At 68.8% G+C, this 13846-nt stretch carries 14 protein-coding genes; 10 read left to right on the forward strand and 4 right to left on the reverse strand.

Features of this window, described 5'->3' with window-relative positions; all coding sequences use genetic code 11:
• The 3 genes from infB to A5688_RS19165 all read left to right on the forward strand — a co-directional run.
• Positions 1–2115: translation initiation factor IF-2 (gene infB / locus A5688_RS19155; protein WP_068268253.1), on the forward strand; the 2115-nt coding region annotated here is incomplete at its 5' end.
• A 98-nt stretch (positions 2116–2213) separates the two neighbouring features.
• Positions 2214–2702, forward strand: coding sequence for a 30S ribosome-binding factor RbfA (gene rbfA, locus A5688_RS19160; protein WP_067912903.1), 489 nt, complete (start codon positions 2214–2216; stop codon positions 2700–2702).
• Entirely contained in the window at positions 2677–3684 is a 1008-nt protein-coding gene (locus A5688_RS19165) for a DHH family phosphoesterase (RefSeq protein ID WP_120312297.1), read from the forward strand. Before rbfA ends, A5688_RS19165 begins: the two co-directional genes overlap by 26 nt.
• A gap of 134 nt (positions 3685–3818) precedes the next feature.
• Here the strand turns inward: A5688_RS19165 and A5688_RS19170 are convergent, their stop codons facing one another.
• Positions 3819–4400, reverse strand: coding sequence for a hypothetical protein (locus A5688_RS19170; protein WP_067839638.1), 582 nt, complete (start codon positions 4398–4400; stop codon positions 3819–3821).
• 58 nt (positions 4401–4458) lie between these two features.
• Positions 4459–5208, reverse strand: a complete 750-nt coding sequence (locus A5688_RS19175; RefSeq protein ID WP_067912906.1) for an enoyl-CoA hydratase — start codon at positions 5206–5208, stop codon at positions 4459–4461.
• A 102-nt stretch (positions 5209–5310) separates the two neighbouring features.
• Here A5688_RS19175 and A5688_RS19180 point away from each other — a divergent pair, with 102 nt between their 5' ends.
• Together A5688_RS19180 and A5688_RS19185 are read left to right on the forward strand one after the other, a co-directional pair.
• Positions 5311–5580 carry a DUF2277 domain-containing protein gene (locus A5688_RS19180; protein ID WP_067840018.1) on the forward strand — a complete coding sequence of 90 codons (270 nt, stop codon included), beginning with the start codon at positions 5311–5313 and terminating at the stop codon, positions 5578–5580.
• A complete protein-coding gene (locus A5688_RS19185) occupies positions 5577–6137 on the forward strand; it encodes a DUF1802 family protein (protein WP_067912910.1) in 561 nt (186 codons plus the stop codon). The genes A5688_RS19180 and A5688_RS19185 overlap by 4 nt, the downstream gene beginning before the upstream one ends.
• On the opposite strand, the gene A5688_RS19190 is transcribed toward A5688_RS19185, so the two are convergent.
• Together A5688_RS19190 and A5688_RS19195 are read right to left on the reverse strand one after the other, a co-directional pair.
• Positions 6096–7826, reverse strand: a complete 1731-nt coding sequence (locus tag A5688_RS19190; protein ID WP_067912913.1) for a CocE/NonD family hydrolase — start codon at positions 7824–7826, stop codon at positions 6096–6098. The two genes, A5688_RS19185 and A5688_RS19190, sit on opposite strands and share 42 nt — an antisense overlap.
• Before the next feature lie 51 nt (positions 7827–7877).
• Positions 7878–8465, reverse strand: a complete 588-nt coding sequence (locus A5688_RS19195; protein ID WP_067839649.1) for a DUF3558 domain-containing protein — start codon at positions 8463–8465, stop codon at positions 7878–7880.
• Positions 8466–8625: 160 nt separating this feature from the next.
• On the opposite strand from A5688_RS19195, the gene A5688_RS19200 reads away from it, so the two are divergent.
• From A5688_RS19200 to A5688_RS19220, 5 genes are all read left to right on the forward strand, one after another.
• On the forward strand, positions 8626–9603 hold the full coding sequence (locus A5688_RS19200) for a metallophosphoesterase family protein (protein WP_067912918.1): 978 nt from the start codon (positions 8626–8628) through the stop codon (positions 9601–9603).
• The gene (pptT, locus tag A5688_RS19205) at positions 9600–10280 is read left to right on the forward strand and encodes a 4'-phosphopantetheinyl transferase PptT (protein ID WP_067912921.1); all 681 of its coding nucleotides are present in this window, start codon (positions 9600–9602) and stop codon (positions 10278–10280) included. Before A5688_RS19200 ends, pptT begins: the two co-directional genes overlap by 4 nt.
• Complete coding sequence (gene truB, locus A5688_RS19210; RefSeq protein ID WP_067912924.1) at positions 10277–11191, forward strand: tRNA pseudouridine(55) synthase TruB; 915 nt, start codon at positions 10277–10279, stop codon at positions 11189–11191. The genes pptT and truB overlap by 4 nt, the downstream gene beginning before the upstream one ends.
• Before the next feature lie 172 nt (positions 11192–11363).
• On the forward strand, positions 11364–12554 hold the full coding sequence (locus A5688_RS19215) for a lipid-transfer protein (RefSeq protein WP_067912928.1): 1191 nt from the start codon (positions 11364–11366) through the stop codon (positions 12552–12554).
• A gap of 7 nt (positions 12555–12561) precedes the next feature.
• Entirely contained in the window at positions 12562–13845 is a 1284-nt protein-coding gene (locus A5688_RS19220) for an acyl-CoA dehydrogenase family protein (RefSeq protein WP_067912931.1), read from the forward strand.
• Position 13846: the final 1 nt, after the last annotated feature.

Below are 13846 nucleotides of genomic sequence, written 5' to 3' on the forward strand. Positions count from 1 at the left end.
GCGCAGGGGGGCCCGGCCCCCCCCGGCGCCCCGCGTCCGGGCGGTGGCCGTCCCGGCGGTCCCGGCGGTCGTGACGGAGGCGGCGGCAACTACCGCGGTGGCGGCGGTGGCGGTGGCGTCGGCGCCCCGCCCGGGGGTGGTGGCGGCGGTTTCCGTGGCCGCCCCGGTGGTGGCGGCCGTCCCGGCCAGCGCGGCGGTGCCGCCGGCGCGTTCGGCCGTCCCGGCGGTGCGCCGCGACGCGGCCGCAAGTCGAAGCGGGCGAAACGCGCCGAGTACGAGAACATGCAGGCCCCCGTCGTCGGCGGTGTGCGGTTGCCGCACGGCAACGGCGAGACGATCCGGCTGGCCCGCGGCGCGTCGCTGAGCGACTTCGCCGACAAGATCAACGCCAACCCGGCCTCGCTGGTGCAGGCGCTGTTCAACCTCGGCGAGATGGTCACGGCCACCCAGTCGGTCGGCGACGAGACGCTCGAGCTGCTGGGCAGCGAGATGAACTACGTCGTCCAGGTCGTCAGCCCCGAGGACGAGGACCGCGAGCTGCTGGAGTCGTTCGACCTGACCTACGGCGAGGACGAGGGCGGCGAGGAAGACCTGCAGACCCGGCCGCCGGTGGTGACCGTGATGGGTCACGTCGACCACGGTAAAACGCGACTGCTGGACACCATCCGGAATGCCAGCGTCCGCGAGGCCGAGGCCGGCGGCATCACCCAGCACATCGGTGCCTACCAGGTGGCCGTGGAGCACGACGGTGTCGAACGGCCGATCACCTTCATCGACACCCCGGGTCACGAGGCGTTCACCGCCATGCGTGCCCGTGGTGCCAAGGCCACCGACATCGCGATCCTGGTGGTGGCGGCCGACGACGGCGTCATGCCGCAGACGGTGGAGGCCATCAACCACGCTCAGGCGGCCGACGTGCCGATTGTGGTGGCGGTCAACAAGATTGACGTCGAGGGTGCCGACCCGGCCAAGATCCGCGGGCAGCTCACCGAATACGGTTTGGTGGCCGAGGATTTCGGTGGCGACACCATGTTCGTCGACATCTCCGCCAAGCAGGGCACCAACATCGAGCAGCTGCTCGAGGCGGTGCTGCTGACCGCTGACGCGGCCCTGGACCTGCGGGCCAACCCCGACATGGAAGCCCAGGGTGTGGCGATCGAGGCGCACCTGGACCGTGGTCGCGGGCCGGTCGCCACCGTCCTGGTGCAGCGCGGCACGCTACGCGTCGGCGACTCGGTGGTGGCCGGCGACGCCTACGGCCGCGTCCGCCGCATGGTCGACGAGCACGGCGACGACGTCGAGGAGGCGCTGCCGTCGCGGCCGGTGCAGGTCATCGGTTTCACCTCGGTGCCCGGCGCCGGGGACAACCTGCTCGTGGTCGACGAGGACCGCATCGCCCGTCAGATCGCCGACAAGCGCAGCGCGCGTAAGCGCAACGCGCTGGCGGCGCGTTCGCGCAAGCGGATCAGCCTGGAGGACCTGGACTCGGCGCTGAAGGAAACCAGCCAGCTGAACCTGATCCTCAAGGGCGACAACGCCGGTACGGTCGAGGCGCTGGAGGAGGCCCTGATGGGCATCGAGATCGACGACGAGGTGGCGCTGCGCGTCATCGACCGCGGTGTCGGTGGCATCACCGAAACCAACGTCAACCTGGCGTCGGCCTCGGACGCGGTGATCATCGGCTTCAACGTGCGTGCCGAGGGCAAGGCCACCGAGCTGGCCAACCGCGAGGGCGTGGAGATCCGCTACTACTCGGTGATCTACCAGGCGATCGACGAGATCGAGAAGGCCCTGCGCGGCATGCTCAAGCCGATCTACGAGGAGAACACGCTGGGTCGTGCCGAGATCCGGGCGATCTTCCGGTCCTCCAAGGTCGGGATCATCGCCGGCTGCATGATCAGCAGCGGCATCGTGCGCCGCAACGCCAAGGCGCGGTTGCTGCGGGACAACATCGTGGTCAACGACAACCTCTCGATCACCTCGCTGCGACGGGAGAAGGACGACGTGACCGAGGTCCGCGAGGGCTTCGAGTGCGGTATGACGCTGGGGTATTCCGACCTCAAGGAAGGCGACATCATCGAGTCCTACGAGTTGGTCCAGAAAGAGCGCACCTGACCACCGCCGCCGAGGCAGAACGAACTGATGCGGAGGCGGTGAATCGACCACCGCCGACGACGCAGAACGAAGCGATGAGGAGGAGGCGGTGAATCGATATGGCTGACCCGGCCCGGGCGCGCCGTTTGGCCAAGCGGATCAACACGATCGTCGCCTCGGCGATCGAGTTCGAGATCAAGGATCCCGGGCTGGAGGGGGTCACCATCGTCGACGCGAAGGTGACCGCCGATCTGCACGATGCGACGGTGTTCTACACGGTGATGGGACGCACCCTGGACGACGAGCCGGACTACGGGGCCGCCGCGGCCGCCCTGGAACGGGCCAAGGGCGCGTTGCGGACCATGGTCGGGGCCGGCACCGGCGTGCGTTTCACCCCCACCCTCACGTTCACCCGCGACACCACGTCGGACAACGTGCAGCGGATGGACGAGTTGCTGGCGCGTGCCCGCGCCGCGGATGCTGATCTGGCGCGGGTTCGCTCGGGCGCCACACCGGCTGGGGAGGCCGATCCATACCGGGATAACGGATCGGGCGCGGAGCCCGGCTTCGACGGGAGCATCGGTGACGACGACCAACACGAATACTGAACTGGGCACCCTCAGGGTGGGGGCACGCGTCGACGCCGTGGGTGCGGTCGAGTTGCTGTCGGACGCCGGCTCCGTCGCGGTGATCGCACACGTGCATCCCGACGCCGACACCATCGGTGCCGGGCTGGCACTGGGGCTGGTGCTGGACGCGTGCGGCAAGCAGGTCGAGGTCAGCTTCGCCGAACCGGCGACGCTGCCGGAGTCGCTGGCGTCGCTGCCCGGCTGCCGGTTGCTGGTCGGCCCGGACGCGATGCGCCGCGACGTCGATCTGGTTGTCACCGTTGACGTTCCGAGCGTCAAGCGGCTGGGCGTGTTGAGCGACTTGGCCGTCGCTGCCGACGAGGTGCTGGTCATCGACCACCACGCCTCCAATGATCTGTTCGGCACCGCCAACTTCGTTGACGTGTCGGCCGATTCGACCACGATGATGGTCGCCGACATTCTCGACGCCTGGGGCACACCCATCGATCCCGAAGTCGCGCACTGCATTTACGCCGGCTTGACGACGGACACCGGGTCGTTCCGCTGGGCCAGTGCCCGAGCGCTGCGGCTGGCGGCCCGGCTGGTCGACGGCGGTGTGGACAACGCCGCGATCAGCCGAACCCTGATGGACAGCCATCCGTTCGCGTGGCTGCCGCTGCTGTCGCGGGTGCTGGCCTCTGCCCAGCTGCTGCCGGACGCCGCGGGTGGCCGGGGGTTGGTGTATGCCGTTGTCGGCAACCAGGATTGGGTCGGTTCACGCGCGGAGGAAGTCGAAAGCATCGTCGACATCGTGCGCACCACGCAGCAGGCCGAGGTGGCCGCGGTGTTCAAGGAGATCGCGCCGCAGCAGTGGTCGGTGTCCATGCGGGCCAAGGCCGTGGTGGACCTGGCGGCGGTCGCCTCCGGGTTCGGCGGTGGTGGGCACCGGCTGGCGGCCGGCTACTCGACCACCGGCTCGATCGACGACGCGGTGGCGTCGCTGCGCACCGCGCTGGACTAGTGGCGATCGCAAGCGCGGTGTAGCCGGGCGCGGCGGGTCGCCACCATCTGGACTAGTGGCGATCGCAAGCGCGGTGTAGCCGGGCGCGGCGGGTCGCCACCATCTGGACTAGTGGCGGGTCGCCACCATCTGGACTAGAACGCCCAGCTTCCCGAGCGCTGCACGACGAATCCGTGGTCGCCACTGGTGGTGTCCAGGCAGGCGACGAGGTTGTCGGCGCCGACCGCGCAGGTGACGTTGAGATAGGTCAGCTTCTGGCCCGAGCCCAGCAATTTGCCGCCGGCCGGCAGCGTCGGCTGGTTCCCATCGCATCCGCTGTAGGACATGCGGCTCAATTGGTAGCCGGGTCCCTTGAAATCCACCGAACCGACCATGCAGTCGCCCGGTCGTGAGCGCCCCCCGGGAATGGGGACGTCATCCATTCCCGGCATGTCGCCTTTGCACTTGATGTCCTGCGACGGCTGCGGGGCGGGCGCCGGCCCGCCGTAGAAGTCGCAGACCATGTCGGGCCCGGCGGAGAAACTGATCCGCGGCGAGCTTCCCGGCGTGCCCGTGTTGACGTAGCCGTCGGCCGGGACGGCGGTGAACGCGTCGAGGTTGGGAAATCCCGGCGGCGGGAGCGCCGCCGCGTGCGGCGCGGACACCGCGATCGCCGAGGCCGTGGCCAGCGTCAGGCCGCCGACCATCCTCAAGGTGCCACCGACGACCGCGCGCATCAGCTGATCGTATGGCGTGGGCAGGCCCGGCGGGAACGAACCGGTGCGAATTGCCCGGTCAGCGCACCTGCGAGCGCCCGCGTTGCAGCACTGCCTCCCGGTTGGCGGCGATGTCATCGCCGCTGGTCCGGAACTGCCGCGCGGCCGTCGCCTCCTGCCACAGTCCCGCGCTGGTCTGCGCGTCGTCGATGCGGTGATACGACGCCAGCAGCGCCCGCACCGCGTCCTGGTTGTTCCCGACGATCGACGCCGCCACCCCGCGGGCGGCACCCAGCAGCTGGTCGTGCGGCACCACCTCGGTCACCAGCCCGGCGCGCAGCGCATCGGCGGCGGACAGGTAATCCCCGGTCATGCTCATGCGCCGGGCCAGGCCGACTCCCACCTTCTGCGGCAACCGCACGCTGAGGCCCCAGGTGGGCAGCAGGCCCACCCGGGCGTGCGTGTCGGCGAATCGGGCGTTCTCCGAGGCGATCAGGATGTCGCAGTACAGCGCCAGCTCCAGCCCGCCGGTCACCGCGGCCCCGTTGATCGCGCCGATCACCGGCTTGGTCAGCGCCGGCCACCGCGGCGAGATGTCCGGAAGCGCCGAGGAACCACCCAGTTCCTTGAGATCCAGCCCCGCGCAGAACACCGGGTCGGCGCCGGTGACGATGATGACGTCGACGTCGTCGTCGGTTTCCGCGGCGGCGAGCGCCGAGAAAAAGCGGTCCCGCAATGCCGAAGACAGCGCGTTGCGCGACTGCGGGCGGTTCAGGGTCAGGGTGCGGACTTGCTCGTCGGTGTCGATCAGCAGGATCTCGTCGGTCATGCCATCACGGTAGCCAGTCGCCCGGCACGGCCGGTTGGCCGCCTTAACGCCCGTTGAGCCGCCGACAAGCGCCGCCGCCGAGCAGCCCTTATCGTGGGAAAGATGTGCCGAAATATCACCGAACTGCGCGGTCTGCAGCCAGCGGCCACCCCCGAGGAAATCGCGGCGGCCGCCCGGCAGTATGTGCGCAAGGTCAGCGGCATCACCCACCCGTCGGCGAGCAACGCCGAAGCGTTCGAGGCGGCCGTTGCCGAAGTCACCGAGGCGACGACGCGGTTGCTGGGTCAGCTGACGCCGCGGCGCCAGCCGCCAAAGACGGTCCCGCCGTTGCGGCGGCCCGAGGTGATGGCGCGGATGGCGGGTGCCACATGACCGTCATTACGACGACGCCCGCGCTCAAGGAGTGGAGCGCCGCGGTGCACGCCCTGCTGGACGGTCGCCAGCGTGTGTTGCTGCGCAAGGGCGGCATCGGGGAGAAGCGATTCGAACTGGCCGCCAAAGAATTCCTGCTGTTCCCCACGGTCGCGCACAGCCACGCCGAGCGGGTGCGCGCCGAGCATCAAGACCTGCTGACACCCGCGGCGGCCGACAGCACCGACGAGGAGCTGGTGATCCGTGCCGCCGCGAAAGTTGTTGCGGCGGTACCGGTTGAGCGGCCTGACGGCCTTCCGGCCATCGAGGACCTGCACATCTGGACCGCCGAGTCGGTGCGCGCCGACCGGCTCGACTTTCGTCCCAAGCACAAGCTGGCGGTGCTGGTGGTATCGGTGATGCCGCTGGCCGAGCCGGTGCGCCTGATCCGGACACCGGAATTCGGCGGCTGCAAGAGCTGGGTGGAGCTGCCTGTGCAGGCCGCGTGCGCCGGCCCCGTTCACGACGAAGCGGCGCTAGCCGCGGTCGCCGCCCGGGTCCGCGACGCCGTTGGCTGACAACTCGGCCGGGCCGACCGGCAACCGCAGCCGCGAGCGGCCGTAGCGCACCGTGTGGGTGACCGGCGTCGGCCGCCGACCGGTGAGCACCGGTTCGCCGGAGCCGAGGTTGTGCGCGTAGCGCGGGGACCAGCTGCCGGCGATCAGCACCCGGATGTGTGAGCCGGCCCGGAAGCGGTGGGCGATGCCGTCGAGGTCGAGGCGAACGATCTTCTCCGACTTGGGTTTCGCTGCGGTCCGCAACCTACGGTACGTCTCGCTGACATTGCGTGACCGGCCGTTGGCGTCGACCTCGCTCACCCGCACGAACAGGTCGGCGTGCGGATTGTCCGCGCCATGTGCGAGTTCGACGACCGGGCTGCCGTAGACATACAGATCCTCGGTCAGGGTCGCGCTGGTGAAGGCCAGCACGTCGTCACGCGATGCGAGCCGGCTGTCTTCGCGGTAACCGCCGCTGGAGGAAAGCAACGGGCCACCGATGGTCGGTGTCGGATCGGCCGGATCGTAACGAAATGTGGCCGGGCGCAACCCTTTCAGGGTGGGCGCAGTCTCACCCAGGTAGCCACCGGGGCGCAGGTACAGCGCCCGTTCGGTGGTGACGGGCGGCCAGTCGGGCAGGTTGTGCCAGCCCCCGCCAACGCCGCCGCCGGTGACGTAGACGTGCACCCGGCTGGGCCGGCGCGAAACGGCCGCCCCGCCCAGATGCGTGCCCAGCCAATCCAGTGCCTCCCGGGCACACGTGGAAAACCCCGTGGTGAGCAACCGGGTGTGCGTCCACGGGCCGACGGTGAGCGCGACGTCGACACCCCGGCCGCGCAGGTGCGCGTACTGCTGCAGCGTCTGCCTGATGAAGATGTCCTGCCAGCCGCCCACCAGCAGCACCGGCACGCGCACGCGGTCCAGGGCTTCGGTGCAGCGCAACGCATTCCAGAACGGATCGTCGGGTTCGCTGTGTTCGACCCAGGATTCGAACCACGGTGCCCCCGTGCCGAGCAGCCCGCGCGCGGCGTCGCCCAGCGGCACCGAGGCCGCCGCCCGCGCCACCCTGCGGTGAGTCTGCAGCTGGCGCAGGGCGGCCCGGACCCGCACCGGGTCCTCCTGGTGCGCCACCATGTCGCTCCAGCCCAGAAAGTCGTTGACCGCGAATGTTCCTGTGCCCCAGGTTGATTCGTTGAAATCGTGCGGCCCGACCATGATGACGGCCGTGGCCAGTTCCGGCGGGGGGTCCTGCAACAGGGCCCACTGGGTGAATCCGAGGTACGACATTCCGATAGTCGCGAACCGGCCGGTGAACCATGGTTGTTCGCGCAGCCAGGCGACGGTGTCGGCGCCGTCGGCGACCTCGTTGGCCATCGGCTCGAAGACCCCGCCCGAGCCGAATGTCCCGCGCACGCTTTGCAGTACGACGTGGTAGCCGCGCGCCGCGTACAACGCGCCGAAGATCAGCGTGAACGGGAATGCGCGTCCATAGGGGCTGCGAACCAGCAAGGTGCCGAGCGCCGAGGCGGTGGTCGGTGCATAGTGATCTGCCACCAGCTGCACCCCGTCGCGCATCGGCACGCGGACGCGCTCCACGGTGTAGTCGGTGATCGCCGGCGGGAGACCGAGCAGCCGGCCGGCGGCCTTGCCGCCCAGGTGTCGCAGGGTGTGCAGCGCCGGCTGCGCCGGTCGGATCGAGGTCGTGCTCACGGTCTCACACTAAGACCCGGCCGGCCGGCGGCGACTGCGCCCGGGCCGAAATCAGAACTTGTAATACGGCGCGAGGTCATTGGCGCGTTGCAGGTTGGTCTGCATGCAATCGACCTCGGGATTGGAGTACACGGTCGAGTAGTACAGCGCCTGCTGCAGCACGCCGTAGCTGGTCTTGAACACGACCATGCAGGAGTAGAACCAGTAGCTGTTGTGGTAGGTCGGCTTGAGCACCCAGTACTGCGCGGCGCGGTGACCCGCGATCGTCGTCTCGACGGCGTCGGCGGGCAGCGACTGCTCGTAGGTGCGCCAGATGATCGGCTCGACGGCCACCTGATAGTTCCCGGCGTCGAAGTGGCAGCGCAACCCGTCTTCGTGTTCCGGCGGTGAGAAACCCAGCCCGAGCCGCTGGATGACATCGAACGGAATGTCCTCGCACGCGTCGAACGGGCGTGGATCGGTGGTCGCCACGATCGGGCTCTTCATGGTGGTTTCCATCGGCTGGGCGGTCGACCGCAGCTCGACGGACCGGTCGTCGCCACCCGGCGCGGCCGGGGCGGACACCAAGCCCACCGTGCCCCCGATGGCCGCTGTGAGCAGCGCACCCAGCGCCCCCATCAGACGAACATTGGCGAACACGACACCCCCCTGACGCCTCAGCGGTCCTTTGGGGGGAGTGTACAAGTCCCGCGCGTGACGTCACAGGCAAACCTGAACTTGTTCTAACTCACCCGCTCGCGGGCCGAAATGACGCCCACGACAGGGGCTTGGCCCGGTCGGGTCGTTAGGGTGGTTAATCGTGGCTGGGCATACCTCGGGGCAGGGATCGACCAACAGTGGGCAACCGACACTGTGGGCGGTGTCCGACCTGCACACCGGGCACCTCGGCAACAAGCCGGTCACCGAGTCGCTGCATCCGTCCCATCCGGACGACTGGCTGATCGTCGCCGGCGATGTCGCCGAACGCACCGACGACATCCGTTGGGCCCTTGACCTGCTGCGACGGCGCTTCGCCAAGGTGATCTGGGTGCCGGGCAACCACGAGCTGTGGACCACCACCCGCGACCCCGTCCAGGTCTTCGGCAAGGCGCGCTACGAGTACCTGGTCAACATGTGCGACGAGATGGGTGTCGTCACCCCCGAGCATCCGTTCCCGGTCTGGACCGAGCGCGGTGGTCCGGCGACGATCGTGCCGATGTTCCTGCTCTACGACTACAGCTTCTTGCCCGACGGCGCCACGAGCAAAGCCGAAGGCCTGACCATCGCGCGCGAGCACAACGTGGTGGCCACCGACGAATTCCTGCTCTCCTCGGAGCCGTACCCCACCCGCGAGGCGTGGTGCCGCGAGCGCCTGGAGATCACCCGGGCCCGGCTCGAAGAGCTGGACTGGATGACGCCGACCGTTCTGGTGAACCACTTCCCGTTGGTCCGCGACCCCTGCGACGCGCTGTTCTACCCGGAATTCTCGCTGTGGTGCGGAACCACCAAGACCGCCGACTGGCACACCCGCTACAACGCCGTCTGCTCGGTCTACGGCCACCTGCACATCCCGCGGACCACCTGGTACGACGACGTGCGCTTCGAGGAAGTGTCGGTGGGTTACCCGCGGGAGTGGCGCCGCCGCAAGCCGCCCAGCTGGCTGCGCCAGGTGCTGCCGGATCCGCAGTACGCGCCGGGGGAGCTCAACGACTTCGGCGGCCACTTCAAGATCACTCCCGAGATGGCGCAGCAGGCGGCGCAGTTCCGGGAACGGTTGCGGCAGCGGCAATCACGATGACGGGGAACACACTGGTTTCCTCGGTGCTGCCGGCCGCCGACGGCCTGGCCTACTCGGAGGTGTATTCCGATCCGCCCGACCTCGCGCCGCTGCCCGAGGAGGAGCCGCTGATCGCCAGGTCGGTGGCCAAGCGCCGCAACGAGTTCATCACCGTCCGGCACTGCGCCCGGATCGCGCTGGGCGAGCTCGGCCTGCCGCCGGTGCCGATCCTCAAGGGCGAGAAGGGAGAACCCTGCTGGCCCGACGGCGTGGTGGGCAGCCTCACCCACTGCACCGGCTATCGGGGTGCGGTGGTGGGCCGCACCGGCGCGGTTCGCTCGGTGGGCATCGACGCCGAACCACACGACGTGCTGCCAGACGGCGTGCTGAACGCGATCAGCCTGCCGGCCGAACGCACCGAGATCCCGGCCAGCCTGTCGGGCGATCTGCATTGGGATCGAATGCTGTTCTGCGCCAAGGAGGCAACGTACAAGGCCTGGTTCCCGCTGACCAAAAGGTGGCTGGGTTTCGAGGACGCCCACATCGTGTTCGACGCCGACGGACCCGGGGCGGCGACGGGTGGTTTCGTCTCGCGGATCCTGATCGATCCGCAAGCGCTGTCCGGACCGCCGCTGACCGAGCTGCGGGGCCGGTGGTCGGTCGAGCGCGGGCTGGTGCTGACCGCCATCGTGCTATGAGCCAAAGCCCCAGCGGCCCCGGCATAGTCGTCGTCGACAAGCCGGCCGGGATGACCAGTCACGACGTGGTCGGGCGGTGCCGCCGGATCTTTTCCACCCGCCGGGTGGGGCATGCGGGGACGCTGGACCCGATGGCCACCGGCGTGCTGGTGATCGGCGTCGAGCGGGCCACCAAGATACTCGGCCTGCTGACCGCGACCGCCAAGTCGTATACCGCCACCATCCGCCTGGGCCAAAGCACGACCACCGACGACGCCGAGGGCGAACTGGTGCACAGCGTCTCGGCTCGGCACCTGACGAGCGACGAGATCGAATCCGCGGTGGACGCCCTGCGCGGCGACATCGAACAGGTGCCGTCGACGGTCAGCGCCATCAAGGTGGACGGCAAGCGCGCCTACCGGCTGGCCCGCGAGGGGCAGGCCGTCGAGCTCAAGGCCCGCCCGGTGCGCATCGACCGGTTCGAGGTGTGCGACATCCGTTCCCCATCCGGCGACGACGTCGTGGACGTCGATGTCGAGGTCGACTGCTCGTCGGGAACCTACATACGCGCCCTGGCCCGCGACCTCGGCGCGGCCCTGGGGGTGGGCGGGCACCTGACGGCGTTGCGGCGCACCCGGGTGGGGCGATTCGGGCTCGACCAGGCCTACCTTCTCGATGACCTGGCAGAGCGGCCGCGGCTCAGTTACAGCCTGGACGAGGCCTGCCTGCTGATCTTCCCGCGCCGCGACCTGTCCGCCGAGGAGGCCGAGGCGACCGGCAACGGCCGGCCCCTGACGCCGGCCGGGATCGACGGCATCTACGCCACCTGCGACCCCGACGGCCGGGTGATGGCGTTACTGCGCGACGAGGGCTCGCGGACCAAGCCGGTGGTGGTGATCCGCCCGGCGACGATGCGGGACGGAACGTCCTGAGGAGGAGTCGGGCCATCCGACCCCGCCCGGCGACGATGCGGGACGGAACGTCCTGAGGAGGAGTCGGGCCATCCGACCCCGCCCGGCGACGCTCTAACGGGTCCCGGCCGAGCGGTTGGTTGGGCGACGTTGCACACTGTGATGACTAGGCGGCCCACGAAAGGGGACAACGATGTCCAACAAGGTCTATGTCGTCGGCGTCGGCATGACGAAGTTCGAGAAGCCGGGCCGCCGCGAGGGCTGGGATTACCCCGACATGGCCCGGGAGTCGGGAACAAACGCCCTGGCCGACGCCGGCATCGAGTACGGCGAGGTGCAGCAGGGCTACGTCGGCTATGTCGCCGGTGATTCGACGTCCGGACAGCGTGCGCTCTACGAGCTGGGCATGACCGGCATCCCAGTCGTCAACGTCAACAACAACTGTTCCACCGGCTCGACGGCGCTGTTCCTGGCGGCGCAGGCCATCCGCGGTGGCATCGTCGACTGCGCGATCGCGCTCGGCTTCGAGAAGATGCAGCCCGGCTCGCTGGGCGGCGGCGCCCAGGACCGCGAATCGCCGATGGCCAAGCACGTCAAGGCGATGGCCGACATCGACGAGTTCGCGATGCCCGTCGCGCCGTGGATGTTCGGCGCCGCCGGACGCGAGCACATGAAGCAATACGGCAGCACCGCAGAGCATTTCGCCAAGATCGGCTACAAGAACCACAAACACTCGGTCAACAACCCCTTCGCGCAGTTCCAGGAGTCCTACACGCTCGACGACATCCTGGCGGCGCGGATGATTTCCGACCCGCTGACCAAGCTGCAGTGCTCGCCCACGTCGGACGGCTCGGGCGCGGCCATCCTGGCCTCGGAAAGCTTCGTCGACAGCCACAGGCTGGCCGGCCAGGCCGTGGAGATCGTCGGTCAGGCGATGACCACCGACTTCGCGTCGACGTTCGACGGCAGCGCGAAAAACCTCATCGGATACGACATGAATGTCCAAGCGGCGCAACAGGTTTACGACCAGTCCGGGCTCGGACCGGCCGACTTCCAGGTCATCGAGCTGCACGACTGCTTCTCGGCCAACGAACTGCTGCTTTACGAGGCCCTCGGCCTGTGCGGGCCCGGTGAGGCGCCCAAGCTGATCGATGACAACGACACCACCTACGGCGGGCGCTGGGTGGTCAACCCGTCCGGGGGTCTGATTTCCAAGGGGCATCCGCTGGGTGCGACCGGGCTGGCGCAGTGCGCGGAACTGACCTGGCAGCTGCGCGGGACGGCCGACAAGCGTCAGGTCGACAACGTCAGCGCCGCACTGCAACACAACATCGGATTGGGTGGCGCCGCCGTCGTCACCGCCTACCAGCGCGCCGAGCGTTAAGGCCGCCATGATCGAGTGGTCCGACACCGACCTGATGGTCCGGGACGCCGTTCGCCAGTTCGTCGACAAGGAGATCCGTCCGCACGTCGACGAATTGGAGACCGGCGAAATGTCGCCGTATCCGATCGCGCGCAAGCTGTTCAGCCAGTTCGGCCTCGACGTGATGGCCGCCGAGTCGGTCAAGAAGATGCTGGACCGCGAGCGGGCCAAGCTCGACGGCGCCCCCGCGCCCGAAGACGGCGACGAAAAGCCCGATGAGTCAGGCGGTTTCGGCGGCGGCGCACAAGGTTCGATGATCGCGGTGCTGGTGTCGGAAATCGCCCGGGTCAGCATCGGGCTGCTCAGCACCGCCTCGGTCAGCCTCGGCCTGGGCGCGGCGACCATCATGAGCCGCGGCACGCTGGCGCAGAAGGAGCGCTGGCTGCCCGAGCTGATGACGCTGGAAAAGATTGCGGCGTGGGCGATCACAGAGCCGGACTCCGGCTCGGATGCGTTCGGCGGCATGAAGACCTACGTCAAGCGCGACGGGCAGGACTACATCCTCAACGGGCAGAAGACGTTCATCACCAACGGGCCCTGCGCCGACGTCCTGGTCGTGTACGCGAAGCTCGACGAGGGCCTCGACGAGGGCAATGCGAGCAAGGACAAACAGGACAAGCGGAACCGGCCGGTGCTGGTCTTCGTGCTCGACGCGGGCATGCCGGGCCTCACGCAGGGCAAGCCGTTCAAGAAGATGGGCATGATGTCCTCGCCGACCGGAGAGCTGTTCTTCGACAACGTGCGGCTGAGCCCGGACCGGCTGCTCGGCGAGAGCGAGCAGCACGCCGACGGTGACGGCCGCGACAGCGCCCGCGCCAACTTCGCCGCCGAGCGGATCGGGATCGCGATGATGGCGCTGGGCATAATCGACGAATGCCACCGGCTGTGTGTGGACTACGCCAAGAGCCGGACGTTGTGGGGCAAGAACATTGGGCAATTCCAGCTGATCCAGCTCAAGCTGGCCAAGATGGAGATCGCCCGGATGAACGTGCAGAACATGGTGTTTCACACCATCGAACGCCAGCAGGCCGGCAAGCCGCTAACCCTGGCCGAGGCGTCGGCGATCAAGCTGTACTCCTCGGAGGCGGCCACCGACGTGGCGATGGAGGCCGTGCAACTGTTCGGCGGCAACGGATACATGGCCGAGTACCGGGTGGAGCAGCTGGCCCGCGACGCCAAGTCGCTGATGATCTACGCGGGCAGCAACGAGGTTCAGGTCACCCACATCGCCAAGGGCCTGCTCGGCGCCTGAA

The organism is Mycobacterium mantenii, assembly GCF_001667865.1.
GTDB lineage: Bacteria > Actinomycetota > Actinomycetes > Mycobacteriales > Mycobacteriaceae > Mycobacterium > Mycobacterium mantenii_A.

Bases quoted from the DNA above. Each gene is read 5' to 3' on its own strand.
- A5688_RS19215 (WP_067912928.1), top strand. From the start codon at position 11,364: ATGTCCAACAAGGTCTATGTCGTCGGCGTCGGCATGACGAAGTTCGAG.
- A5688_RS19175 (WP_067912906.1), bottom strand. From the start codon at position 5,208: ATGACCGACGAGATCCTGCTGATCGACACCGACGAGCAAGTCCGCACC.
- truB (WP_067912924.1), top strand. From the start codon at position 10,277: ATGAGCCAAAGCCCCAGCGGCCCCGGCATAGTCGTCGTCGACAAGCCG.
- A5688_RS19180 (WP_067840018.1), top strand. From the start codon at position 5,311: ATGTGCCGAAATATCACCGAACTGCGCGGTCTGCAGCCAGCGGCCACC.
- A5688_RS19220 (WP_067912931.1), top strand. From the start codon at position 12,562: ATGATCGAGTGGTCCGACACCGACCTGATGGTCCGGGACGCCGTTCGC.
- A5688_RS19185 (WP_067912910.1), top strand. From the start codon at position 5,577: ATGACCGTCATTACGACGACGCCCGCGCTCAAGGAGTGGAGCGCCGCG.
- pptT (WP_067912921.1), top strand. From the start codon at position 9,600: ATGACGGGGAACACACTGGTTTCCTCGGTGCTGCCGGCCGCCGACGGC.
- A5688_RS19170 (WP_067839638.1), bottom strand. From the start codon at position 4,400: ATGCGCGCGGTCGTCGGTGGCACCTTGAGGATGGTCGGCGGCCTGACG.
- rbfA (WP_067912903.1), top strand. From the start codon at position 2,214: ATGGCTGACCCGGCCCGGGCGCGCCGTTTGGCCAAGCGGATCAACACG.